Below are 24,326 nucleotides of genomic sequence, written 5' to 3'. Positions count from 1 at the left end.
CCGGTGACAATGACGGTGCGGGCAGCCTCAAGGAGGTTTGTTTTATTAACGGATTCTAGGGTGCCTCTGATGTCGGCGATGATGGTGGGGGTGTCGGTGATGGTGATGGAGTTCGGGCCTTTAGAGCGGTAGGTGAAGCGTACTCCGGGTTTAGCGGTGCGCTTGACACGAAGCTCCTTCAAACGCTTGGTGGCGACCTGGCGGACACGGTGGGCAGGGGTGCCGGCAAGCTTGATGCGTAGGTTCCAGGCATCAAGGTCTTTGTTGACTTTGGCGGTGTAGGACTCAATCAGGGTGAGAATGCTAAGGCTATGTTTGTGTGCCACCGCGGCGGCACGGGCTTTGCGTTGTTTGCCGGTGAAGCGGGTTTGCCCGAAGTAGATACGGTGAAGATGGGCAAGTTCTGTAGCATCGGCTGCGTCGGCGCCGAGCGCGCGGAGCTCGTCGGGTGAGCTGGTTGCTTGTTCCACTAGCGCGATCCCCGAGTTGCGGTAGTGGAAGTAGGTTTCTAATACCCCCATGGCCACGAAGCTTAAAACAGGCCCACCAACCCCGCAACCGGAAAACGCACACACCGCACGATTTTCATCGTGCGGTGTAAGCGACTTTGGGGTGGCTGACGGGGCTCGAACCCGCGACACCCAGGATCACAACCTGGTGCTCTACCAGCTGAACTACAGCCACCATCGTTGCCTGAAAGCAACGAGATACAGGTTAACCCACGCCGGGGATTTTACAAAAACGCCTGGTAGTCCGCCGTCGTGTCAGCCTTAAGTTGCTCAGCTTCCTCGCTCGTGGGGCCCTCATCGGTGCGGAAGACACTACGGCGGTAAAAGTCGAGCTCACGGATGGACTCGATAATGTCCTGCAATGCTCGATGTGCCATGCCCTTATCGGGCTGGTTGTAATACGCCCGCGGGTGCCAGCGCCGCGCAAGCTCCTTAATCGTCGAGACGTCAATCATGCGATAGTGCAGGGCTTTATCCAAGCGCGGCATGTAGGTGCGGATGAACATGCGGTCGGTGGCGATGGAATTTCCGGCGAGCGGAGCGGGGTGGTTGGGATCGCAATGCTTCTCGACGAGCCTCAGCACCGCTTCCTCAGCCTCTTCAATCGTCACGGTGGATTCGCGAATCTCCTTGTCGAGCCCAGACTTGGCGTGCATCTTGGTGACGAAGTCATCCATCTGGTCCAACTCGTCCTCGGTGGCGTGGACTACGAGGTCGAGGCCCTCGTCCAGGACGGTGAGCTCGGCGTCGGTAACCACGGCGGCGACCTCCACGATGACGTGGCGCTTGGGGTCGAGTCCGGTCATCTCCAAGTCGATCCAGACAAGGCGGTCATTCTTGGTGGGGATTTCACTCATGGCTCCCACCTTAGTTTCCTCCCCTGCGGCGGCCTTCGTTGCGGGGCACAGGGGGCCATCGGGGGTGCTCGAGGGGGTGAATAGTGGCCGCGTCGTTAGGTTTTCTCAAGCAGGTGCGGTAGTTCACCTTAATCGATGTGAGCTGGGGGTTTGCTGTGTGGAGGTGAGTGGACGCGGCAAAGGGGTCGAAGTTTTTCATGATTCTACTCACGAAGGCCCTAGGTGATGGGCCATGATGAATCCAGCCCGAAAAGTGACGGCACTCACAAATCCCGAAGGACGGTTTCCTCCGATGTCAGGCTTTATCGACACACTCAACGCAGTAATTTGGTCGCCCGCGTTGGTTTTCCTGTGCCTTGGCGCAGGCATCTACTTCACCGTGGTGACCAAGTTTCTCCAAATCCGCTGCATTCCCGACATGATCAAGCAGCTCAAGGACGGCGAAAGCTCTGAATCCGGAGTTTCCTCCTTCCAATCCCTCATGATTTCCCTGGCCGGCCGAGTCGGCGTGGGTAACATCTCCGGTGTTGCCACCGCTATCGCCTTCGGCGGCCCAGGCGCGGTGTTCTGGATGTGGGCTGTGGCGCTGCTGGGGTCTGCGACGTCCTTCGTTGAATGTACGTTGGCGCAGGTCTACAAGGAGAAGGATCAGGACACTGGAGAGTACCGCGGCGGCCCGGCCTACTACATCGAGAAGGCCTACAAGCACACCAAGGCAGGCCCCTTCATGCTGGTCTACGGCTGCGTGTTCGCCGTCGCCATGATTCTGGCCACCAGCTACTTCCTGCCCGCTATTCAGGCCAACGGTGTAGCCGCGGCCGTCGATAATGCATGGGGTATTAGCGTTGGTTGGTCCGCCGTCGTCCTCGCAGGCGTGCTCGCCATCATCATCGTGGGTGGCGTCAAGCGCATCGCCAACTTCGCCTCCCTCGTTGTTCCTTTCATGGCTGGTGCCTACATCCTCTTCGCCATCATTATTCTCTTCGTGAATTTCAGCCAGATCCCCGAGGTCTTCGGCATGATCTTCAAGTCTGCCTTCGGTGCAGAGCAAGCCTTCTCTGGCCTGCTGGGCTCTGCCATCATGTGGGGTGTCAAGCGCGGTATTTACTCCAACGAGGCCGGCCAGGGTACGGGCCCGCAGTCCGCAGCTGCTGCCGAAGTGTCCCACCCGGCGAAGCAGGGTTTTGTCCAGGCCTTCGCGGTGTACATCGATACCCTCTTCGTGTGTTCCGCTACCGCATTCATCATCATCTCTACTGACATGTACAAGGTCTTCGAGAACGAATCCGAGGACGGTCCGGTGCGCTACGCCGGTGCGATTCCGGACGATGTTGCGGTCGGCCCGGGCTATGTTCAGCACGGCCTCGACACTCTGCTCTCTGGTTTCGGCCCGACCTTCATTGCCATTGCTATTGCCTTCTTCGCCTTCACCACGGTGCTGGCTTACTACTACATGGCAGAAGTTAACCTCACCTACTTCAACCGCTGGATCAAGAGCAAGGTCGCCCGTCGGGCGCTGGTGTGGGTATTGCGCGTGCTGCTCGTTGGTTCCGTGGTTATCGGCGCTACTTCTACTCCGGGTGCTGCCTGGGCTCTGGGTGACATCGGTGTGGGCGCAACCGCATGGCTTAACATCATTGCGATTCTCTTCCTGCAAATCCCGGCACTGAAGTGCCTCAAGGACTACAGCGCGCAGAAGAAGGCCGGCAAGGACCCGCAGTTCGACCCTGAGGCGCTTGGAATCAAGAACGCCGAGTTCTGGGTAGAGCGCAAGCTCGCTCGCGAGGAGGCTGCGCAGAAGGCCATCGCACAGGACTCCCCGTTGCAGGGTAAGTAACCCCTCACGCACTACGGCGCCCTACTCTCGGCAAGAGAGGGGCGCCTCTGGTGCGTTTTAGGCCATCTTGGAATAGAAGCTGCCGATGAGCGGTGCGGCAATCGGCGTAGGGACGATCTTGCCCAGTGCATTCATGGCCTTCGACAGCGGTCCGGGAACTACTCGGCGCTGGTTGCGGGCCATGGCCTCGAGAGTCTCCTCAGAACAGGACTCGTAGGTGGTCCACAGGAAGTCCGGTACTACCTTGTCTACGATGGATTGCTCTTCCTCCGGAATGACGGCGTCACGAACCGGTCCAGGGGCGAGCAGCGTGCAACTCACGCCCGTGCCCTTCAGCTCGTAGTGCAGCGCCTCCGTAAAAGCATTGACGCCGGCTTTGGTGAACACATAGGTGGCGTTGTTCGGAATAGAGACGTTGCCGGCAGCCGAACCAACGTTGCAGATAGCGCCGCTGCGTCGTGGCAGCATCTGGTCAAGTGCCGCGCGGGTCAAACGGTGCACGGCCTTCGCATTGAGATCGAATTGGCGCGTCTCGTAGTCCCAATCTTGGTCCATAAACTTGCCAAAGCTGGCGATGCCCGCCGAGTTGACGATGATGGAGATTTCCTTGGCGGACATGAAATCGATGACCCGGGAGACGTCGGAAGCCTCGGAGAGGTCGGCGGCCAGCGCGATGGCGTCGACCTCATGGCGGGAACGCAGCTCCGCAGCGATGGACTCCAGAACTTCCTCGCGGCGGGCGACAAGAATCACGTTGTAGCCGCGTGCTGCTAAATCCCTGGCCATTGCGGCGCCGATGCCTTGGCTAGCACCAGTCAGCAGGGCATAAGACGTGCGGGTAGGGGCAGGCAGCCCGGGGGAGTGAGCCATGGTGAAACGGCGTCCTTTCTCTGGGGTCAAGGTTTCCACCCAGAGTAGAGGAAAATCAGGGTTTTTCCCGATGCCTTTCCCGCACTCGTTCTGAATAATAGAAAGGGAAAGGAGACATCATGAACAACCAACGCCTTACTCGTTCCACGACCGACACGATGATTGGAGGTGTCTGCGGTGGCATCGCAGACACCTACAATCTTGACCCGGCTCTCGTACGCGTGCTCTTCGTCGCAGCCGCGCTCTTAGGTGTTTTCCCCGGAGTCCTGCTCTACCTCATTCTGTGGGTCGTCATCCCCGTCCAGTAATTACTGAAGCGGACCCATGTCCATAAAGCTCTTCCACAGCCCCCACTCCTCCTGCAATCGCGGGAGGGCGGAGGGTGGGGTAGCGGTGCCGTCGATAAGCGTGGCGTCCATCATGCGCACGCCGTTGTCGAAGAAGAGCGCCGCATGCCCCGCCGCACCGTAGCGCAGCAAGGGCACGAGGTTGAGTCCGTCAAAGGACAGTGCGGCGTTCGGACGCACGTCTAGGCCGGCGATGGCCGCCAGCGTCGGCGCGAGGTCCAACGGGGATACTAGCTCGATGCTCTCGCCGTCCTCCGCTACACCAGGCCACAGCAGCGACATCGGCGCCGTGCCGTCCTCGCTTGCCTGGAGCGAACATACCGCCACGATGCCGTCGAGTGATGTCACCGCGGCGGGGTCCGGTTGTTCGAGGAGCCGGAACACGTTCTGCGCGGCAGAAACCCCGTCCGTGTCCTGCCGAATCTCATAGCCCGCTTCCTCGAAGACCTCCGTGATGCGTGTAGTTGCGCCGCGTTGCGGATACTGGCCGGTGAGTACTCCTCGGCGCGACTGGGCATAGCTTTCCGACGGCGCCCAGGCATTCCGAAAGCGCTTCCCCTTCAGCGCAGCGTCCGGGGCATGGTCAAACGTGGCGAGAGTGATATCCATACTTCTCAGCATAAGTGAGAGCGAGAAAGAGCCACTTCTAACCGCCCATTAAAGCGGCAAAAAGTGGCTCTGACCTGCGTGCCCCCAGCAGGACTCGAACCCGCGACACATGGGGTAGAAACCCACTGCTCTAATCCGCTGAGCTATGGAGGCGTACCGAGACATCATAACGCAGCACGTCACTGAGCCGGAAACCTAGCTCGTTGGAGGAAGCTCGGAGGAGGTGTCCAGGAGGACGTCGAGAAGCGTCTGCGCCGCCGGGGTCAGCGCCCGGTCTGCGCGGTGGATGAGCAGGGCCTGCATCGAGGGCAGGTGCTCCTCGATGCGCCGGAAGTGTACTCCCCTCTGGCCCAAAGCCTGGGCGGTGTGGGGCATGAGGCTGATGCCGTAGTCACCCGCCACGAGCGGCAGGCCCGTCTGTAGAGTCGAGACCTCTTGCACGGTGGCAGGCTTGCACTCAGGGGCTGTGGCCCACAGCTGATCCAACAGCTCCGGCAACCCGCTCAGCTCCGTCCAACGCTGCGGCAAAAGCCACGTTTCTGCCGTTAGCGCAGACAAGCGCACCGGGTCCGGCAGGTGGGACAAGCGCTGGGGGAGAGCTACGAGGAATTCCATATCCGCCGCGCGGTTAATCGTCAGCTGCTCGCCGTAGATGTGCTGGAAGCGCTGCGGATTGGTGCTGGGGATAATGCCAATCCCTACGGTGCCCTCCAGCACACGCTTGAGTGTCTCGGTGGGCTCGACGTCACTTAAGGACACGTTGACTTGTGGTGCGCGCTCGCGCATGCGCCGCAATACCGTGGGCATAAAGAGCCAGTTAAACTCAGGCGCCGAGCACAAGGTCACTGAACCTGCGTTTCCCGCTGCAATTTCCGCTAGCCGCGTGGTGGCTGTGGTCAGTAGCGTGTCGATCGAGGTAGCGACTCCATAGAGGAACTCGCCAGCCTCCGTAGTCTTAACGCCACTGCGCCCTCGGGAAAGTAATTTGACGTTGAGGTCCTCCTCAAGCCTGCGAACGGTCAGACTTAATGACGGCTGTGTAAGCCGCAGCGTCTCCGCAGCCTGCGTGAACGAGCCGTGGTCCACGATGGTGCGGAAATGGTGAAGCTGACGAGAGTCCATGAGTGCAGACTACCCTATTGCTGAGACTTTGCTGCCTTTTAGGTAAGAGAGAAGGGGGGGCGGTACACTGCCCACTATGCACGAAGAGAGAGATAACTCCAGCTCACAGGGCCAACAAGCGTCTGTGACGGCGGTCGCACAATCAGGTCCACGGGCCCAATCTTCCCGCCTTCTCAATCTTTCTTTTGTCGTTTTTGCGGGTCTTGTCGGCGGAATTATCTCGCTGTTTTTCCTCGCGGACTCGCTCGCGGCGCTGGGCATCCCTGACCCGGGCCGCATCACTACCTTCGGCCTTCCCTTCTTTCGTGCAGCCGCGTGGATGTTGATGGCGCTTTCTATTGGCTCGTTCATGGCCAGTGCTTTCTTCATCTACCCGGCCGTGCCAGATAAGGACAATGATCAGCTCATTCGGGCCGGCCTTACCGTTGACGGCCATATTGCCGCCCGCACCGGCGCCTGGGCTGCCGTCGGCACCGCTGTGGTGTCCTTGCTTGAGGTTCCCCTCGTGATGTCAGACCTGACAGGCACGCCCATTGCCCAAGTGCTCAACCCGGAGCTGATGGGCATGGCGGTGGGGCAGATTGCGGCGTCGCAAGTCTGGCTATTGACCGCAGGCATTGCCGTTCTTGTTTCCCTCGTCGGATTCCTTGCCCGCACGTGGGCGGGGCAGGTAGGGGCGTTCTTCCTGTCGTTGCTCCTTACGGTTCCGCTCGGGATGGAGGGCCACTCCGCGGCTGGCGGTGACCATGACTATGGCACGAATTCACTACTTCTCCACCTCTTCTTCATTATGTTGTGGGTCGGTGGGCTCATGGGACTTATTGCCCACGGCCGCCGCCTCGGTCCCGACATGGATGTGGCGGTGCGCCGCTACTCCTCGGTGGCGCTGTTTTCCATCGTGGCTCTCGCAGCGACAGGAGTGGTCAATGCCTTCATTCGCGTTGAGCTGAGCGATCTTTTCTCCACGCGCTACGGCCTGCTGGTGTTGAGCAAAGCTGTGCTCACCGTGGTGCTTGCGGCGGTCGGTTACGTGCATCGCAGCATTACCATTCCGCAGCTTAAGAGTTCCCCGCGCCTGTTCATTCGGGTGTCCATCGTGGAGGTCGCCATCATGGCCGCCACCGTGGGCGTGGCCATTTCCATGGGCCGCACTCCGCCACCGCCTCCACGTGACCCGAATTTGAATGCCATGCAGATTCTGGTGGGCTATGAGCTTTTCGACGCCCCCACTTTCTCCAACGTATGGACCATGTTCCGCTTTGACCTCATGTTTGGCTCACTGGGTCTCGTCCTCGCGGGCTTTTACCTGTATGCGCTGTGGCGTCTCAAGCGCCGCGGCCTCACGTGGTCGGCCGAGCGGACCGCCTGGTTCCTGTTGGGTTCGCTGGGCATGACGCTCATCTTGAGCAACGGCATTGGCCTGTACATGCCAGCGCTGTATTCCATGCACATGCTCGTGCACATGATTCTTTCCATGGCCATCCCCTTGTGCCTGGTCTTGGGCGCACCGGTCACGCTTATGATGGAGGCTTTTGAGCCGGGGGCGCCTGGCAAGCCAACGCTTCACGACGCCTCCGTGGCCCTCACCAAGTCCCGTACCCTGCGTTTTCTCACGCACCCAGCAGTCAATGTTCTGCAGTTCCTGACGTTCCTCTACGTGCTCTACCTTTTCCCGAGCTTCTATGAGGTCGCCATCTCAGAACATGCCGGGCACGTCATCATGAACTGGGTCTTTCTGATTTCCGGCTACATCTACTACTGGGAGGTTATCGGCCCCGACCCGCTGCCGTGGCGCGCGCCGACGAGGATTCGTCTGGCTATCCTTTTCTTCTCGATGCCGCTGCACCTTTTTGCCGGTGTCTACCTCATGCAGATGCAGTCCATCCTGGGCTTGGAGTTCTATGAGTCGCTGAACTTGCCGTGGGACCCGGACCTTGTCAAGGATCAGCGCGCCGGTGGCGGTATTTCGTGGGGCTTCGGCCAGTTCCCGCTGGTGGTGGTGTTCGGAAAGCTGTTTATCGACTGGCTCCGTGAGGACCGCGCCCAAGCCCGCCGCTATGACGCGAAGGCTGACGTCGATGGCGATGCTGACTTGGAGAGCTACAATGCCATGCTCAAGCAGATGAGCGAAGGCGATGATGCGGGTTTCCGCCCACACTAAGGGTGTAGCGGCCTGTGAGTTTTGGGGACCTGAAACCCCTATTTTGTTGACGCTTACAACAAGTTATCCACAGGTTTTCGGCTGGGGTATTGCGGGCGCTTCGGGACGTGGCAATGATGCGAATCAAGGGAGGTCGATGACGCCTCCTTAGACACAGATTCACGAACCACGTAAAGGACCCCGCAATGTCGCAATATCCCATTTCACTAACCGGACGCCTAACGAGCGACCCACACCTGACCAAAATCAGTGAGACGATGTATAAAACCCGTTTCCGCATCGCCTCCTCCCGCAGCGTTCCCGAGACTACTGAGGAAGGCAAGACTATTTGGCGTGAGCTCGACCTCAACTTTATCGATGCCGAAGTCTGGGGCCAGTGCGCCATCAACGTCAAGAAGTCACTCCGGAAAGGTATGCCCGTCTTTGTCATGGGCTCGATCGTCACCGACCAATGGAAGGACCCACAGGGTGGCAATCGTTCCAGGACGTACATTAAGGCCGGCCATGTGGGCTTAGACCTTAACCGTTTCATTATTACGTCTATAAAGATCGGCACCCCGTATGGCGAAGAAGGTGCGGAGCAGTTGTGGTTGGGAGAGAACCCGCCGGTGCCGGACGTGGACCATACGGCGTCGGAAAGCACGGCGCCGTCGTCGGAAGAGACGGGCGCCATGCCTGAGGCACTACAGCCCACCGAGGACACGCCGCAGGACACGGCCGCTGACCGCCAGCAGGCACAGAGCGCTGCCGAGGAGATTCCGGAGCCGGAGGAGGCCATGGTCTAACCAGGGTGGGGCACCGTCAGCGGCCATGTGATGTAGTCTTTGTACTGTTATTTACCATTCCTGACAGAAGCAAAGGGTGAAACATGGGCGAGTTCATCTACACGATGAAAAACGTGCGCAAGGCCATCGGTGACAAGGTCATTTTGGACAATGTCACCATGGCCTTCTACCCGGGCGCCAAGATTGGCGTCGTGGGCCCCAACGGTGCAGGTAAGTCCTCGATCCTGAAGATCATGGCCGGCCTTGACCAGCCCTCCAACGGTGAGGCCTTCATCGATCCGGGCAAGACCGTGGGCATCCTCCTCCAGGAGCCGCCGCTCAATGAGGAGAAGACGGTTCGCGAAAACGTTGAGGAAGGCCTCGGCGAGATTTTTGAAAAGAAGCAGCGCTTCGAGCAGATCGCCGAGGAGATGGCTACCAACTACTCCGACGAGCTCATGGAGGAAATGGGCAAGCTACAGGAGGAGCTGGACCACGCCGATGCCTGGGAGGTTGACTCCAAGATTGAGCAGGCCATGGAGGCCCTGCGCTGCCCGCCGTCCGATGACCCGGTGACCAACCTCTCCGGTGGTGAGCGCCGCCGCGTGGCACTGGCCAAGCTGCTGCTGAGTGAGCCGGACCTGCTGCTTCTCGACGAGCCCACGAACCACCTCGACGCCGAGTCCGTCCAGTGGCTGGAGAAGCACCTCGAGTCCTACCCAGGCGCTGTCCTGGCTGTTACCCACGACCGCTACTTCCTCGACCACGTCGCGGGCTGGATCTGTGAGGTTGACCGCGGCAAGCTCTACCCCTACGAGGGCAACTACTCCACCTACTTGGAAAAGAAGGCCGAGCGCCTCGAGGTGGCCGGCGCCAAGGACAAGAAGCTGCAGAAGCGCTTGAAGGACGAGCTCGCTTGGGTTCGCTCCGGTGCTAAGGCTCGCCAGGCTAAGAACAAGGCCCGTCTCCAGCGCTACGAGGAGATGGCGGCCGAGGCCGAGCAGTACAAGAAGCTCGACTTTGAAGAGATCCAGATTCCGACCCCGCCGCGTCTGGGTAACAAGGTCGTGGAGGTTGAGAACCTGACCAAGGGCTTCGACGGCCGTGTCCTCATCAAGGACCTGTCTTTCACCCTGCCGCGCAACGGCATCGTCGGTGTCATCGGCCCGAACGGTGTGGGTAAGTCCACCCTGTTCAAGACCATCGTGGGGCTGGAGCAGCCGGATTCCGGATCTGTTACCGTCGGTGACACCGTCAAGCTCTCCTACGTCGACCAGGGCCGTGAGAACATCGACCCCGAGGCCACCGTGTGGGAGGTCGTCTCCGGCGGACTGGACTACATCCACGTTGGCCAGAACGAGATGCCTTCACGTGCATACCTGTCGGCCTTCGGCTTTAAGGGCCCGGACCAGCAGAAGCCGTCCAAGGTTCTCTCCGGTGGTGAGCGCAACCGCCTCAACTTGGCGCTGACGCTCAAGGAGGGCGGCAACCTGATCCTCCTCGATGAGCCGACCAACGACCTAGACGTGGAGACCCTCGGCTCCCTTGAGAACGCCCTGGAGAAGTTCCCGGGCTGCGCGGTGGTCATTTCCCACGACCGCTGGTTCCTGGACCGCACCTGTACCCACATCTTGGCGTGGGAGGGCAACGTTGCTGAAGGCCAGTGGTTCTGGTTCGAGGGCAACTTCGGTGATTACGAGAAGAACAAGGTCGAGCGCCTCGGCGAAGAGGCAGCTCGCCCGTCCCGCGTGACGCACCGCAAGCTCAGCCGCTAGGTTGAGCGCCCCTCACCCTCAGCCGGTAGGCGCAGACTAGCGCCTGCCTAAACCTCAGGAAGGATCCTGGAATGTCCGCTCAGAATGTCGTGTCGGAGAGCACCACAGATAACGTCCACGCGTTAACCGTTGGCGTGCGGTGGTCGGACTTCGACATGTATGGCCACATGATGAACGCCAACTTTATTGAACTAGCGCAGGAAGCGCGCTTGGCGTTTGCCATGCACAACTTCTACTCGCGCGGCGTTAACATGGTGGCCTTTGTCCGCCACATTGAGGCCGATTATGTGCGCCCTATCAAGTGGGATGGCCGCCATGGCACGGTGACGGTGGAAACCACGGTGGTGCGCCTGGGCCGCACGTCCTTTACCACGCGTCAGAAGATCAAAGACTCCCAGGGGCAGGTGGCCTGCGTTATCGACTGCGTCCAGGTCACCATCGACCCAGAGACGCAGATGCCGCGCGAGGTGAGCGAGGAGGAGCGCAACATCATCCTCGAGCATGCTGTCGTTGAGCTAGACGATAACGCCTAGGCCATGGTCGGTGAAACGCTCGAAGTGAGTGGCGGTGGGGTAGGGCTGCGTGCCCTGCTCACCCGCGCGATGGGGCTCGATGCTTCGGCGTCGGTGCGCCTGCGCCAGCATGACGATACCCACGCTGAGGTCTTTGTTACCACGCCTTTCGAGGTCGTGGCCTCCCGCCGCGTCGAAGGCACGGTAGGGCGCGACGGTGCGGTGGTCTCGGCGCAGTCGCTTCTCGACGCCCTCGAGACCTCCCCCGACCCCGATCTCCTCGGCGAGCCCGTGGAGCTTCGACTCGGCCCCGCCCGCGATCCCTCGTGGCCCGGTGCGCTGCCGCCGCAGGACGGGTTTGTGGAGATCGACTCGCTTCCCGTGACCGTCGTGCGTGAGCTCGCGGATCAGGGCCAGCAGTTAGCTCGTCAATTTTCTGGCCCGATGGGTCCGCCGGCAAGCCTGCTCAATCAAACCGTCATCACGGTAGAAAACGGGGAAGACAAGGTGGAAATCCCGATGCGGATGATTTTCGCCTGCACCAACTTGGGGCTCATCCCAGGGTTTGCTGCCCCCATGAATGTGCCTCGCCACCTGCGTGTGGCTGGAAAAGGCCGTTGGGTGCGTGTGGATGCTCCTTTTGGCAGCGTCTATCACTCGACGCGCCTGTCTCTCTTCTAAGCGTGGTGGCAGCGCCACCACGCGCTAGAGCAGTACCGCGCCAGCCAGGGCCGCGCCCACCGCGACGGCCCAAGGCGGCGCCTTGAAGAACAAAGCTGCACCGGCAGCGACCGCAATCATTCCAGAGGCCCAGCCGGTGACACCGTGGGTAATGATGGGATCCCACAGGGCCGCCACGAGCAGGCCGATGACGGCCGCACTAATCGCGGAGAACGCGCCGCGCAGCCACGCCAGGTGATTCCACCGCGCCCAAAAATACAGCGCCGATAGCGTGAGAAACGCACCGGGCAAAAAGATCAGCACCGTGCCCAAGACGGCGCCCGCGATGCCGCCATCAACCGCACCGAGATACGACGCAAAGGTAAACAGCGGTCCCGGCACTCCCTGCGCTACCGAATAGCCGGCCAAGAATTCCTGCTGACTCAGCCAGCCGGCCCCCACGAACTGGTCTTCCAAAAGCGGCAGCACCACGTGGCCGCCGCCAAAGACCAGCGCGCCAGACTGGTAAAAGGCGTTGGCGCGGGTGACGAGGTAGGAATCGGTGAACTGTGCTGCAGCCGCTAAACCACCGAGCAGGAGGAAAAACGCGCCAAGGCAGCCCCACGCTAGCCCGGCGGGTACCGCGCGGAGGTCGTTCGCGGTGTCGGGTGCCTGGGAAGTCGGCAAGAATCGGCGCAGTACCGTTGCCCCCAGCAGTCCCGCCACAGCGAGCACAGCCAATTGCCATGCCGATCCGGCCACCAGGAGTAGGGCAGAACTGATAAGGGCGAGGGCCCAGGCGGTGGGCGTCGTTAAGAGCTTCTTTGCCATGCCCACAATGGCATGCACCACCACGCCGGCCGCCGCAGCGAGAAGACCGGCTAATAATCCGTCGAGCCAGCTCACCCCGCTGCCCGGAACCGCCAGGCCAAACACGGTGAGGATGAGCGCCGACGGGAACGTAAACAGCAACCACGAATACGCCATACCCGCAAGCCCCGCGCGTCCATAGCCCAGTGCCATGCCTACCTTGGAGCTGGCCGGGCCCGGTAGGAATTGCGACATGGCAACCAGATCGGCATAAGCGGCATCCCCCAGCCACCCCCGGCGGTGGACAAACTCGGTCCGGAAATAGCCCAGATGGGCCGCAGGCCCCCCGAAAGCGGTCCATCCTAAAGGGAAAAAAGAACGGCCAACTTCGCGCAGATTACCGGTGAGATTGCTCATTGCCGGAATCCTAGCTCCTTAAGAGGCAGGGCGCGATTCAAAAAGCAAATCGGGCCTCAAGCTGCAGCGTTGTCGACTAAGATGGGCCAGGCACGAACATTTTCTGTCTCCAAAGGAGTCTGGCATTATGCGCATTGCAGCCCCCAAAGAAATCATGAACAACGAGAACCGCGTCGGCCTTACCCCCAGCGCCGTGCAGACGCTCGTGCAGGACGGTCATGAGGTCCTCATTGAGACCAATGCCGGCGCAGGTGCCTCGTTCCCGGACGAGCTTTACGAAGAGGCCGGCGCTACCATCGTTGCGACCGCCGAGGAAGCGTGGGCCGCGGACATGGTGGTCAAGGTTAAGGAGCCGCTCGAGTCTGAGTACGGTTTCTTGCGCGATGACCTTTTGCTCTTCACCTACCTCCACCTGGCAGCTGACCGCCCGCTCACGGAGGCTCTCATGAAGGCGGGCACCACCGCCGTTGCTTATGAGACTGTCACCGATGCCCGTGGCACCCTGCCGCTGCTAACCCCGATGTCCCAGGTTGCTGGCCGCCTCGCCGTTATTGAAGGCGTGCACCACCTGCTGTCCACGCAGGGCGGACGCGGCGTGTTGGCTTCCGGCGTGCCGGGTACCCAGCCGGCGCGCGTGGTAGTCATCGGCGGTGGCCAGGTTGGCGCATCGGCGGTGGCCATGGCCCACGGCCTGCGTGCGGAGGTTACTGTGCTGGACCTCGACCCGCACGTGCTGCAGCGCTTCGACGAGCAGTACCAGGGCGGCGTGCGCACCATCGTGTCCGACCCGGCAGCGCTGGAGGCAGAACTCCTCCAGGCCGACCTTGTCGTCGGCGCGGTTCTCGTACCGGGCGCCGCAGCACCGAAGCTGGTGAAGGACGATGTGGTCAAGCGTATGAAGGAAGGCGCCGTGCTTGTCGACGTCGCCATTGACCAAGGCGGCTGCTTCGAAAACTCCCACAAGACCTCGCACGACGACCCGACCTTCAAGGTCCACGACACCCTCTTCTACTGCGTGGCTAACATGCCGGGTGCTGTGGCCAACACCTCTACCCGCGCGTTGGGTTCGGCCACCTTGCCCTACATGCGTGCGCTTGCCGCAGGCGGCTACGATGCCGCAGTCGAGCGTTTCCCGGGCCTGGCTGGTGGCCTGATGACCCGTGCTGGTGAGCTGGTCTCCCAGCCGGTGAAGGACGCCTTCAACCTTTAAGGCGCTGTATTGATGAGCATCGCTGCTACCCGCTCCATGTGATCCCAGATCATGGTGCGGTAGGCCGGCGGGATGGTCTCCTCATCAATCTTTGCTAGGGAGTTTCCCATGAGCTCCAACCAGCGATCATGGGCAGCCTTGTCGATGGGGTAGGGGCGTGCCTCATGCGCAGGCGTGGGTGCCCGCGGTTCTCAGAGAAAAGCTGCGGGCCGCCCCAGTACTGTACGAGGAACCACAGAAGGCGCTGTTCCGCGCCGGCCCAATCCTGGTCCGGATACATGGGGCCGATGACGTCGTCAGTGCGCACTTGGGCATAAAATCCGCCAACGAGCTTCTCAAAGGTCTCCATCCCACCGATGGCCTCGTACACACTGTTGGGTTGCATGACTAGTCTTCCTTTCGCGTCAGCCCTTGTCATTGACCCGATTCTTCCATGTCGAAGATGGCCATCCCGCGCGGGTAGGGGGTGGCGATTCCTTCCGCATGCATGGCGCTGAGAATTCTGGACTGAAGAGCGCGCTGGACGTCCCACTGTTTGCCGGGAAGGGTCTTCACGGACACGCGGAAGGACATGTGGTCTACCTCAAGGCCAGACATGCCGTTAACGGTGGGCTCGGCCAAGATAATGTCACGGATGGTGGGGTCGTGGGAGGCGTCGGCAGCCGCGGCGTTGATGACGGAGAAGGCCTTGTCCGGATCGTTGCTGAGCGCAACCGGAACCTGGATTCGGGCCACCGAGTAGCGATCGGAATGGTTGGCTACCTGCAGAATTTCGCCGTTGCGGACGTACCACAATGCGCCATCGATATCGCGGACGGTCGTAATGCGCAGGGAGATGGATTCCACATCGCCGAAGACACCATTGCCCAGATCGATGGTGTCGCCGATGCCGTATTGGTCCTCCATGAGCATGAAGATGCCGGAGAGGAAGTCCTTCACCAGCGCTTGGGCGCCGAAACCGAGGGCGACACCGACAACACCTGCTGAAGCCACGAGCGGGGCGACGTTGACGCCGAGTTTGTCCAGGATGGCGAGCACGGCCCAGACCCAGACGAAAATGGTTACTGCTGAGCGTCCGACGCCCGCAAGTGTCTGAATGCGGGACACGCGCCGAGCTTCGTTGGTGGAGGCGAGGGCCTTATCGGTCTCCACGTGCGTTTTGCGTGGCGAGAGCGGCGAGCTGAGCTTGCCCTTCTTGATGCTGTTGTCAGCCAGTTTGGTGATGAGGCGGCGCAGCAGCCAATTGCCCACGATGGCGACGATGAGGATGAGTGCGATGCCGATGGGCTTATCGACGAGCCACGAGCGCATCTGCTCGCTTTGCCACCACTGGGTGACGGCGTCGACAGTGTTGTCTGATGCGGATGCAGCGGCGATAAAGGTAGCCACGGTGTCCTTTCTTTTGCTCGTGATGGACGCCTACCGATAGTAGGCATGGTGAGTGAATATTAAAAGGCTGTCACTCTCACTACTGAACAGCTTGGTCTAGACTGTGGTTCCATGACTGACAACCGCACTCTTGGCTTTTCTTCGCGTTCCATCCATGCCGGTTACCAGCCGGATCCCTACATGGGATCCATCAACGTGCCGATCTATGCCTCCACGACCTTCCAGCAGGATGGTCTCGCGCAGCTGCGCGGCGGCTACGAGTATGGCCGCGTGGCTAACCCCACGGTCCATTCCTTGGAGAAGACCCTCGCGGCACTTGAGAACGCGTCGTACGCGCGCTGCTTTGCCACAGGCATGGCGGCCGTCGATACCCTTATCCGCATCATCGTGCGCCCGGGTGACCACGTGATTCTGGGCAACGATGCCTATGGCGGCATGTACCGCCTGCTGCACCACGATTACGGTGAGTGGGGCGTGGAGCTGAGCATCGTCAACACTGCCGATACCGCGGCGGTCAAGGCGGCCTTCAGGGAGAACACGAAGCTCATCTGGCTCGAGACTCCCACCAACCCGGCCACGACGGTCACGGACATCGCCGAGGTGGCTCAGGCGGTCAAAGCGCTTTCCGACGCCCACATCGTCGTCGACAACACCTTCGCCACGCCCTACCTACAGAACCCCCTAGATCTCGGCGCGGACCACGTGCTGCATTCCACCACGAAGTACCTGGGCGGCCACTCGGATGTGCTCGGCGGTGCGGTTGTTACCAACTCGGCTGAGATGGATGAGCGCCTACTCTATTTCCAAGGCAACGTCGGCGCGGTCTCCTCGCCTTTCGACGCCTACCTTACTGCCCGCGGTATTAAGACCCTCGAAGTCCGCATGGACCGCCACTGCGCCAACGCGCAGGCAGTGGCGGAATTCCTTGAGTCCCGCCCCGAGGTCAAGCAGGTTCTGTACCCGGGCCTGACGTCCCACCCGGGCCACGAGCTGGCGAAGAAGCAGATGCGTGGTTTTGGGGGCATGATGTCAGTGCGCTTCCACAGCGAAGAACATGCCCGCCAGGTGTGCCTCAACACCAAGCTCATTTCCCTGGCGGAGTCCCTCGGCGGTGTGGAGTCCCTCATTGAGCACCCGCAGAACATGACGCACATCTCGGCTGAGGGCTCCGAGCTTGTCCCGCCGGCGGACCTGGTGCGCATCTCGGTGGGCATCGAGTCCATTGATGACCTGCTTGCTGACCTCGAGCAAGCACTCGACGCCCTGAACTAACACCCGTGGGGTGAAAGAGGCCCCGAGGAGTCAGGGCCACGTGTCAGCTAAAGGGTGTTGAGGAGGGAACCAGCAGTGCGGTCGGTCTCCTGCAGCATGAGCGGGTCCGTGCCCGGCATGGGGGAGATGGTGGTATCCGGCCACTGCGCGTAGGTGGGAATGCCGACGATGTGCAGGCGGGGGTCCTCGCCACCGCCGGGGTTCACGACGCGACGGTTCCAGGTTGTTTCCGGCGAGCCGGTAGCCTGACCGTGGTCAACGAAGGCACGCACGCGGCCGTTGAGCGAGACCGCGAGAGGGTCAGCGGCGCGGCGGATGTCGGGGGAGTGCATCCAGGCGTCGATAAGCCAGGCCGAGGAGGCCTCGCCATGCGTGGTGCGCAGCGTGAACTTCTCGCCCACCTCGAGCTGGGGGCGCTCGCCGAGGAAGGTGGCGAGGCCGGCGTCGACAAGCGCGAGCAGCTGGCGCGTGCGAAACAGCGGCGGACCGGAACCCACCATCTGGCCAAACGCCATGAATTCTTTGTACGTGCTCGTGCGGGACTCCCACGTCATGCGACCCTCCGAGCCAGCGATGGACGCAGGCTTGCGGGCAGCGGAAATGGCCCACAGTGCGGATTTCAGCGGGGAATCGGCAGCAGCGACGGCCTCACGGATATCGCGCGCTAGGCTCTCGGTGATGTATTCGGTGACGTCAACGCCTTCAAAATCGGCCAGTGGGTGGGCCCAGTGTGCCAGGTCCAGCGGCTGGCTCGAGGAACCCTCGAGCGCTGCGGTGAGCTGGTTCGCCATGCCGCGCAAGTCCGCAGCATCAACCGCGGTGGCGTCGATAGTTGCCAGGATGTCCTCGAGCGGGCGCTTAAGCGCCTCAGGGGCCACGCGCGCCTGGTTCTCGTAGTACTCGGCGTAGGCATCGCGCAGGATATGCGGTAAAAGCTGCGTGCCGAAGTCGAGCTCAGCCTTCGGATCGAGAGCGGCCACCGCGGTGCGGAAGCGAGTCAACGCTGCCTTCGGCGGCAACGTGTGGTACTCCGACTTCGGAATATACGGGTATCCGCGGCCCGAACTCACGATGAAGTGCGGCTCGTCGCCGCTCGGCTCGTAGCGTAGCCCGGAGCGCGTCGAAGGATCCTCCACAAATTCACCACCACGGTCGATAGTGAGTAGCGCCATGACGTCGAAGAAGCCCATGCCCAGTCCGCGGACCAGGACCTTCTCGCTCGCAGGAACGTCGCTCACCGGCTGCTCCACGGGGTTGTCGGGGCGGACCCAGTGCAGGCCCGACTGCGCAGCGTCCGCCAGGACGCGCTCGGATTCGTTGAGGGCCGGGACCTGCCAACCGTAGGCCAGGGCGGTGGCGTCGGCGGTGATGGTGGTGTCATCGGAAAGTGTAATGACATCCTGCTCACCGCTGTCCTCCACGGACAGCGCGCGGGCGCGGTGCTGGACCACGTCAACGTTCTCCGGCAGCTGTGCCAGTGCTACCTCATAGACCCACTCCAGGTAGGCGCCGTAGAGTGCGCGGGAAGGGTTGGACTCTGGACGGGTCTGCTCCAGTTCCTCGGCGAAGGAGCTGGCGAGGTCGCGGTGGGGTGCGAAGGCGTCGTAAAGCTTCAGCTTGGCGGGGGAAAGGTCTGGGCGCTCGCCGCGCAGCAGCTGGATCCACTCGTAGAGAATGGGGCCTTCCAGTACCGGGGCGGTGGTGGTGGAGTCAGGCTCGGTGAAGAGGGTGACCGCGCCAGCGAGCGTGTTCATGCACAGCGTGCGAGTTTGCTCGGTATCCCAAATACGGCCGGCGCCCAGTGGGGCGTCGTCGATAATGTGCAGCGTCAGGGGTGCTGCAAGAGGGGTGGCGCGCAGGTGGGCGGCGAGGCGCTCAACCAGCGAAATGCCACGGGGGCCGGCGCCAACGATGGCGATGGAGGGCATAATAATCAAACCTCAATTTTTAGACTGTGCTGTCTAGTGGAATAATACCGGTCGGTATGCGTTGTGTTAAATCACACGCACGTCAACGAACTATCTTGTGAAAGCTCTTACCGTGAAAACTCTACGCGCACTCGCCGCCACCCTGGCCGCAGCTCTTGCCGCTTCCGTCGGCGCCTGCTCGGCCACGGACCGGCCGGCCGGGGAGGACAACGTCCTCACCTATCTCGAGCCGCAATTTTTCCGCACGCTCTACCCACCTGCCGCAGGTTTCTATCCCAACGGCGGCGTGGTCAACCAACTCACCGACCGCCTGCTCTACCAGGACCCAGAGACCCTCGAGCTCTCGCCGTGGATCGCCACGGACATGCCCGAAGTCAACGAGGATGCTACCGAGTACACCTTCGATATCCGCACGGACGTCACGTACTCTGATGGCTCCCCACTTACTGCGGAGAACGTCGTGGCCAACTTTGACCTTTTCGGCCGCGGCGATAAAACCCGCACGCTGACTAGCTCAGAGCAGATTGCGAACTATGACCGCGGCGAAGTCGTGGATGAGGACACCGTGAAGTTCTACTTCACCAAACCCTCCCCAGGCTTCCTCCAAGCCACCTCCGCCTACAACGCTGGCCTGCTATCTGATTCGACCCTCGCGCTCGACAACGAAGGGTTCGGCCCCGGCAACGCGGTGAACGTCATTGGTTCTGGGCCGTTCGTGGTGGAGTCGGAAGAAATCGGCACCGATCTTAAGCTCGAGGCCCGCGAGGATTATGACTGGGCCCCGCCCGCCGTGAAGCACCAAGGCCGCGCACAGTTGGACGGTATCCACTACATCTTGGCCGCCGAAGAATCCGTGCGTACCGGCGCTATTACCTCAGGACAAGCGGACATCGCTCGCCAGATCTCCGCCCCGCAGGAATCTTTGTTGGAAGACCGCGGCATCAGCATTGTCTCGCGCGGCACGAACTCGATGAATAACCAGTTCGCCTTCCGCTTCGACCACCCGCTGCTGCAGGACAAACGTGTGCGCGAGGCCATCATCCACGGCGTCGACCGTGCGGAGATCCTCCGCGTGCTCTTCTCCGATTCCTACCCGCTGGCCACCTCGACCGTGGCGCAGACCGGTCTGGCCTATAAGGACCAATCAGCTGCCTACGCCTTCGATCCGGAAGAGTCGAAGCGCCTCCTTGATGAGGCAGGCTGGGAACCAGGCCTCGATGGCATCCGCGTCAAGGACGGAAAGCGGCTGAGCCTGCGCACCAACACAGCGCTTCCGCAGCCGCGCTCGAAGGAGGTCATGACGATGGTGCAGGACCAGCTTCGCGGCATCGGAATTGAAATCCGCGTCAACGCCGGTGACCAGGCCACCCAGAACGCCGACGCTAAGGACGTCAACAAGGTGCAGATTTATCACTCGATGGTGGGCCGCGCCGATTACGACGTCATCACCTCGCTCTACGGCATCAACAACCGCGACGCTTTCCTTAACCAGGATGGGGAAGGGGAGCCCGTCGATAAGCACCTGCAAGAGCTTCTCGACGTCGTCCTCGACACCTCCGACGTGAAAGGCCGCATCAAGGCCACTGAAGACGTCCAGGATTACATCACCGAGCAAGCCTATGCACTGCCGCTCTTTGAGGAACCCGTGGTTTACGCCGTGCGTCCGGAGGTGTCAGGCTTTAGCCCCGAGTCGGTCGCGCGCCCGTGGTTCTACGAGGTCACCATCGACGCCGCGCCGCAGCGCGCGGCATCGGATGAGGAGGAGAAATAAATGACAACCCGCCAGATTCTTAGCCGCATCGGGCAAGCTGTGCTCGTGCTGCTTATTACCTATACCGTGGCCTTCTTCCTGCTGTCGGCGCTGCCGTCGGATGCGGTGCAGTCACGGTTCGGTGACCCGGCCCTGGGCCTGTCTCAGGCGGAGATTGACGCTATCCGTGAGGAGATGGGCGCGGATAAGCCGCTCATGGTGCAGTACTTCACCGCGTTGGGAGGTTTCCTGACCGGCCATTTCGGTAACTCTACGCAGTCGGGTGCGCCGGTAGCCACGCTGCTTGCCGACGCCCTGCCCCACACCCTCATCCTTGCCGCTTGCGCCATCGGCTTGGCCATCATCGTGGCTGTCCTTGTGGCGTTTCTAGCCACGCTGCCGGGGATGGGGAGTATCGCTACCTTCTTCCGTGGCCTGCCGTCCCTCATGGTTTCCCTGCCCGGATTCTGGATCGGTATTTTGCTCATCCAGGTCTTCTCCTTCCAGCTGGGTTGGGTTCGCGTCATTGAGCCCGGCGGGGTGGAGGGGCTTATTTTGCCTACGCTCACGCTGGCGGTTCCGATGACTGCTCCGCTTATTCAGGTGCTCATCCGCTCTATCGATGAGACGCAGTCGCGTCCCTTCGTGCAGGCGGTGCGCTCGCGTGGTGCGTCGGAATCGTGGATTTTCTGGCGCACGATCCTGCGCAACTCGCTGCTGCCGACGCTGACCATGGCGGGCTTGCTTTTCGGCGAGCTGGTGGGCGGTGCCGTGGTGACGGAGACCGTCTTTGGTCGCACCGGTCTGGGCTACATGACCGCCCAGGCCGTGGCTAACCGCGATACCCCGGTGTTGCTGGCTGTGGTGCTTATCGCTGCCACGGCCTACATCATCATCAACCTTGTCGTGGACCTGCTCTACCCGGTGCTCGATCCGCGCCTTCGCGCGAAGTCCTCCGACCACAAAGCTCCCCGTACGCCCGCCGCAGCCCCGGCTGTTGGCGTTGAAGAAAGGACGGTGCGCTCATGAGCATGATGCACACTAAGCCGCGCGGCGGCTACCGTCGCGCCGCTGCTGGCCAGGGCAACCCTTGGCTTAAGCCAGGCTCGATCATCGCCATCGTCATTCTGGCCGTGGCTTTCCTTGCTGCGTTGTTCCCGGGCCTGTTTACCTCGGCCGACCTTTATGCCGGCACTGATGTCGCCCTGCTCGCGCCGGGCGAGAACGGCCACTTCATGGGCACTGATGCCGTGGGCCGCGACCTGTATGCCCGCGTGGTGTACGGCGCGCGCCAGTCCCTCCTTGGGGCGCTCATCGCTGTGGTGGTGGGGCTCGTCGTCGGCACGCTCATTGGTCTTGTGGCCGGCTCCCTGCGGGGAGTTGTTGACACTATCCTTATGCGCGTTGTCGACGTGCTGCTGTCCATCCCCGGCATTTTGCTCTCACTGTCCATCATCATCGTGCTGGGCTTCGGCTCGGTGCAGGCGGCGGTCGCCGTTGGTGCGACCTCCGTGGCCACTTTCGCGCGCCTGGCCCGCTCCCAGGTCATCACTGTGGCGAATGCCGAGTACATTGAGGCGGCTTTCGGTGCTGGCGCTACTCGCACCACGGTGCTGCTGCGCCACCTCCTGCCGAACTCGCTGACTCCGGTTATCGCCCTGGCCACCCTGCAGTTCGGTACTGCCATCCTGCAGCTGTCCATCCTCGGCTTCCTGGGCTACGGCGCCCCGCCGCCTACCCCGGAGTGGGGCCTTATTATTGCCGAGGGCCGCGACTTCATGGCCACCGCTTGGTGGCTCATCATTTTGCCCGGCATCGCGCTCGTTGCCGTGGTGATGTCCGCCAACCGCCTGTCCCAGAACTTCCCCGTGGAGGCCTAATATGTCTGAAGCAACACACTCAGCGCAGCCCCTGCTTAGCGTGCGGGACCTCAACGTCTCCTATTCCACCGGACGCGGTGACGTTTCCGCCGTCCAGGGCGTCAACCTTGCGGTGTACCCGGGGCAAATGACCGCCATCGTGGGCGAGTCCGGCTCCGGTAAGACCACCTCTGCTATGGCCGCCATTGGCCTGCTGCCCTCCAACGCCACGATTGACGCCGGCACCATCACCTTCGACGGCCGTGATATCACTTCGTTGCGTCGCCGCGAGTGGCTCGAGCTGCGCGGTCGGCGCATCGGGCTTATCCCGCAGGACCCGAATAACTCGCTCAATCCTCTCAAGACCATCGGCGTCTCGGTGGAGGAGGGCCTGACCATTCACCACATCGGCAGCGCGGCCGAGCGCAAAGCCAAGGCACTAGAGCTACTGGAGCGCGTTGGCATCGATGACCCCGAGCGCCGCTATAACCAGTACCCGCATGAGCTCTCGGGCGGCATGAAGCAGCGCGTGCTCATCGCTGCGGCCGTGGCGCTGGAGCCAGACCTCATCATTGCCGACGAGCCCACCTCGGCGCTGGATGTCACCGTGCAGAAAATCATCCTCGACCTCCTCGATGATATGCGCGAGGAGCTCGGCATGGGCATTCTCTTTATTACCCACGATTTGGCGGTGGCTGGTGACCGCGCCGACCGTGTCGTGGTCATGGAGGCCGGCCAGCTGCGCGAGGAAGGCTTGGCCGCCACGGTGCTGACGAACCCGCAGCACGACTACACCAAACGCCTGCTTGCCGACGCCCCCTCCCTCACCGTCGCCGACGCCAGCCCAGCCGCCACCCGCGCCGCAGCCAAGACCGACGCGACTCCTTTGGTGCGGGTGGAGGGCCTGACCCAACGCTTTGGTGATTTCACTGCCGTCGATGACATCTCCTTTACCGTGGCCAAGGGCTCCACCCACGCGCTAGTGGGCGAGTCCGGCTCCGGCAAGACCACGACGGGGCGCAGCATCGCCATGTTCAACATCCCAACGTCGGGCAGTATTAGCGTGGGTGGGCGCGACATCGTGGGCCTGCGCGGCAAAGCCTTGCGCGAAGAGCGCAACAACATCCAGCTGGTCTACCAGAACCCTTACGGCTCTCTGGACCCTAAGCAGTCCATCGGCCAGACGGTGGCGGAGCCGCTGCGGAACTTGAAGGGGGCGCGTGCAAGCACGGCGAAAGCCAAGGCCAAGGAGTTCTTGGACCTGGTAGCTCTCAACCCGGACTACTATGACCGCCGCCCACGCGAGCTTTCCGGCGGCCAACGCCAGCGCGTGGCCATCGCGCGCGCCATGATCGTGGAGCCAGAGCTGGTCATCCTCGACGAGGCTGTCTCCGCTCTCGACGTCACCGTGCAGGCACAAATCCTGCGCCTGCTTGCCCGGCTGCAGGAGGAACTTGGCCTGACCTACATCTTCATCTCGCATGACCTAGCGGTGGTCAACCAGATTTCCGATACCGTCTCGGTGCTCTCGAAGGGGCAACAGGTCGAATCCGGGCCCACCGCCGAGGTCTTTAGCAACCCGCAGTCACCGTTTACCCGGAAACTTATCGAGGCCATCCCCGGCTCGCGCTACCGCGCCGGCGACCTCAACCTGGGCCTGTAGCCTGG

At 61.8% G+C, this 24,326-nt stretch carries 20 protein-coding genes, 2 tRNA genes and 2 pseudogenes; 13 read left to right on the top strand and 11 right to left on the bottom strand.

The annotated features are described in order from the left end of the window. The 3 genes and pseudogenes from NX84_RS10785 to orn form a co-directional block, all read right to left on the bottom strand. A pseudogene (locus NX84_RS10785) lies at nucleotides 1–521 on the bottom strand (HNH endonuclease signature motif containing protein); the annotation flags it as partial. A gap of 87 nt (nucleotides 522–608) precedes the next feature. Beyond that, nucleotides 609–684, bottom strand: a tRNA-His gene (locus NX84_RS10780). Between the two features lie 49 nt (nucleotides 685–733). After that, nucleotides 734–1,366, bottom strand: a complete 633-nt coding sequence (orn, locus tag NX84_RS10775; RefSeq protein WP_039676451.1) for an oligoribonuclease — start codon at nucleotides 1,364–1,366, stop codon at nucleotides 734–736. 292 nt (nucleotides 1,367–1,658) lie between these two features. Here orn and NX84_RS10770 point away from each other — a divergent pair, with 292 nt between their 5' ends. Next, on the top strand, nucleotides 1,659–3,203 hold the full coding sequence (locus tag NX84_RS10770; protein ID WP_039676450.1) for an alanine/glycine:cation symporter family protein: 1,545 nt from the start codon (nucleotides 1,659–1,661) through the stop codon (nucleotides 3,201–3,203). Between the two features lie 57 nt (nucleotides 3,204–3,260). On the opposite strand, the gene cmrA is transcribed toward NX84_RS10770, so the two are convergent. Next, the gene (cmrA, locus tag NX84_RS10765) at nucleotides 3,261–4,073 is read right to left on the bottom strand and encodes a mycolate reductase (RefSeq protein WP_039676449.1); all 813 of its coding nucleotides are present in this window, start codon (nucleotides 4,071–4,073) and stop codon (nucleotides 3,261–3,263) included. 119 nt (nucleotides 4,074–4,192) lie between these two features. Here cmrA and NX84_RS10760 point away from each other — a divergent pair, with 119 nt between their 5' ends. Continuing rightward, nucleotides 4,193–4,381 carry a PspC domain-containing protein gene (locus NX84_RS10760; RefSeq protein WP_039676448.1) on the top strand — a complete coding sequence of 63 codons (189 nt, stop codon included), beginning with the start codon at nucleotides 4,193–4,195 and terminating at the stop codon, nucleotides 4,379–4,381. Here NX84_RS10760 and NX84_RS10755 read toward each other — a convergent pair whose 3' ends face one another. The 3 genes from NX84_RS10755 to NX84_RS10745 all read right to left on the bottom strand — a co-directional run bounded on the left by NX84_RS10755 (nucleotide 4,382) and on the right by NX84_RS10745 (nucleotide 6,151). Continuing rightward, nucleotides 4,382–5,029 (bottom strand): hypothetical protein, encoded by a 648-nt coding sequence (locus tag NX84_RS10755; protein ID WP_039676481.1) that lies wholly within the window; start codon nucleotides 5,027–5,029, stop codon nucleotides 4,382–4,384. Nucleotides 5,030–5,108: 79 nt separating this feature from the next. Next, nucleotides 5,109–5,182, bottom strand: a tRNA-Arg gene (locus NX84_RS10750). Nucleotides 5,183–5,224: 42 nt separating this feature from the next. Next, nucleotides 5,225–6,151, bottom strand: a complete 927-nt coding sequence (locus NX84_RS10745) for a LysR family transcriptional regulator (RefSeq protein ID WP_039676447.1) — start codon at nucleotides 6,149–6,151, stop codon at nucleotides 5,225–5,227. A 76-nt stretch (nucleotides 6,152–6,227) separates the two neighbouring features. Between NX84_RS10745 and NX84_RS10740 the strand changes: the two genes are divergently transcribed. The 5 genes from NX84_RS10740 to NX84_RS10720 all read left to right on the top strand — a co-directional run bounded on the left by NX84_RS10740 (nucleotide 6,228) and on the right by NX84_RS10720 (nucleotide 12,044). After that, nucleotides 6,228–8,312: a bifunctional copper resistance protein CopD/cytochrome c oxidase assembly protein gene (locus NX84_RS10740; protein WP_039676446.1), complete on the top strand. Its 2,085-nt coding sequence runs from the start codon at nucleotides 6,228–6,230 to the stop codon at nucleotides 8,310–8,312. Between the two features lie 185 nt (nucleotides 8,313–8,497). Beyond that, on the top strand, nucleotides 8,498–9,097 hold the full coding sequence (locus NX84_RS10735; RefSeq protein WP_039676445.1) for a single-stranded DNA-binding protein: 600 nt from the start codon (nucleotides 8,498–8,500) through the stop codon (nucleotides 9,095–9,097). An 83-nt stretch (nucleotides 9,098–9,180) separates the two neighbouring features. After that, the gene (gene ettA, locus NX84_RS10730) at nucleotides 9,181–10,851 is read left to right on the top strand and encodes an energy-dependent translational throttle protein EttA (RefSeq protein ID WP_039676444.1); all 1,671 of its coding nucleotides are present in this window, start codon (nucleotides 9,181–9,183) and stop codon (nucleotides 10,849–10,851) included. Between the two features lie 71 nt (nucleotides 10,852–10,922). Next, entirely contained in the window at nucleotides 10,923–11,384 is a 462-nt protein-coding gene (locus NX84_RS10725; RefSeq protein WP_039676443.1) for an acyl-CoA thioesterase, read from the top strand. A 3-nt stretch (nucleotides 11,385–11,387) separates the two neighbouring features. Beyond that, entirely contained in the window at nucleotides 11,388–12,044 is a 657-nt protein-coding gene (locus NX84_RS10720) for a DUF8185 domain-containing protein (protein WP_039676442.1), read from the top strand. A 24-nt stretch (nucleotides 12,045–12,068) separates the two neighbouring features. Here NX84_RS10720 and chrA read toward each other — a convergent pair whose 3' ends face one another. Beyond that, nucleotides 12,069–13,250 carry a chromate efflux transporter gene (gene chrA, locus NX84_RS10715; RefSeq protein WP_039676441.1) on the bottom strand — a complete coding sequence of 394 codons (1,182 nt, stop codon included), beginning with the start codon at nucleotides 13,248–13,250 and terminating at the stop codon, nucleotides 12,069–12,071. Between the two features lie 127 nt (nucleotides 13,251–13,377). Here chrA and ald point away from each other — a divergent pair, with 127 nt between their 5' ends. Further along, the gene (gene ald / locus NX84_RS10710; RefSeq protein ID WP_039676440.1) at nucleotides 13,378–14,460 is read left to right on the top strand and encodes an alanine dehydrogenase; all 1,083 of its coding nucleotides are present in this window, start codon (nucleotides 13,378–13,380) and stop codon (nucleotides 14,458–14,460) included. Here ald and NX84_RS10705 read toward each other — a convergent pair. Together NX84_RS10705 and NX84_RS10700 are read right to left on the bottom strand one after the other, a co-directional pair. Further along, nucleotides 14,457–14,845: pseudogene (locus NX84_RS10705) on the bottom strand (globin). The gene ald and the pseudogene NX84_RS10705 overlap by 4 nt on opposite strands. A gap of 29 nt (nucleotides 14,846–14,874) precedes the next feature. Beyond that, the gene (locus NX84_RS10700; protein ID WP_039676439.1) at nucleotides 14,875–15,849 is read right to left on the bottom strand and encodes a mechanosensitive ion channel family protein; all 975 of its coding nucleotides are present in this window, start codon (nucleotides 15,847–15,849) and stop codon (nucleotides 14,875–14,877) included. Nucleotides 15,850–15,960: 111 nt separating this feature from the next. On the opposite strand from NX84_RS10700, the gene NX84_RS10695 reads away from it, so the two are divergent. Beyond that, a complete protein-coding gene (locus NX84_RS10695; RefSeq protein ID WP_039676438.1) occupies nucleotides 15,961–17,121 on the top strand; it encodes a cystathionine gamma-synthase in 1,161 nt (386 codons plus the stop codon). A gap of 47 nt (nucleotides 17,122–17,168) precedes the next feature. Here the strand turns inward: NX84_RS10695 and NX84_RS10690 are convergent, their stop codons facing one another. Continuing rightward, nucleotides 17,169–19,049: an FAD/NAD(P)-binding protein gene (locus NX84_RS10690; protein ID WP_039676437.1), complete on the bottom strand. Its 1,881-nt coding sequence runs from the start codon at nucleotides 19,047–19,049 to the stop codon at nucleotides 17,169–17,171. A gap of 112 nt (nucleotides 19,050–19,161) precedes the next feature. On the opposite strand from NX84_RS10690, the gene NX84_RS10685 reads away from it, so the two are divergent. From NX84_RS10685 to NX84_RS10670, 4 genes are read left to right on the top strand one after another with little or no spacing between them, the layout of a single operon-like run. Next, the gene (locus tag NX84_RS10685; RefSeq protein ID WP_039676480.1) at nucleotides 19,162–20,820 is read left to right on the top strand and encodes a TIGR04028 family ABC transporter substrate-binding protein; all 1,659 of its coding nucleotides are present in this window, start codon (nucleotides 19,162–19,164) and stop codon (nucleotides 20,818–20,820) included. Beyond that, on the top strand, nucleotides 20,821–21,828 hold the full coding sequence (locus tag NX84_RS10680) for an ABC transporter permease (RefSeq protein ID WP_039676436.1): 1,008 nt from the start codon (nucleotides 20,821–20,823) through the stop codon (nucleotides 21,826–21,828). Beyond that, on the top strand, nucleotides 21,825–22,679 hold the full coding sequence (locus tag NX84_RS10675; protein ID WP_039676435.1) for an ABC transporter permease: 855 nt from the start codon (nucleotides 21,825–21,827) through the stop codon (nucleotides 22,677–22,679). The genes NX84_RS10680 and NX84_RS10675 overlap by 4 nt, the downstream gene beginning before the upstream one ends. A gap of 1 nt (nucleotide 22,680) precedes the next feature. Continuing rightward, the gene (locus NX84_RS10670) at nucleotides 22,681–24,321 is read left to right on the top strand and encodes a dipeptide ABC transporter ATP-binding protein (protein WP_039676434.1); all 1,641 of its coding nucleotides are present in this window, start codon (nucleotides 22,681–22,683) and stop codon (nucleotides 24,319–24,321) included. The last annotated feature ends 5 nt before the right edge of the window (nucleotides 24,322–24,326 follow it).

Origin of the sequence: Corynebacterium minutissimum, assembly GCF_000805675.1 — a bacterium.
Classification (GTDB): Bacteria; Actinomycetota; Actinomycetes; order Mycobacteriales; family Mycobacteriaceae; genus Corynebacterium; species Corynebacterium minutissimum.
The sequence above is the reverse complement of the archived record's forward strand: the minus strand, read 5'-3'. Positions and strand labels throughout refer to the sequence as shown.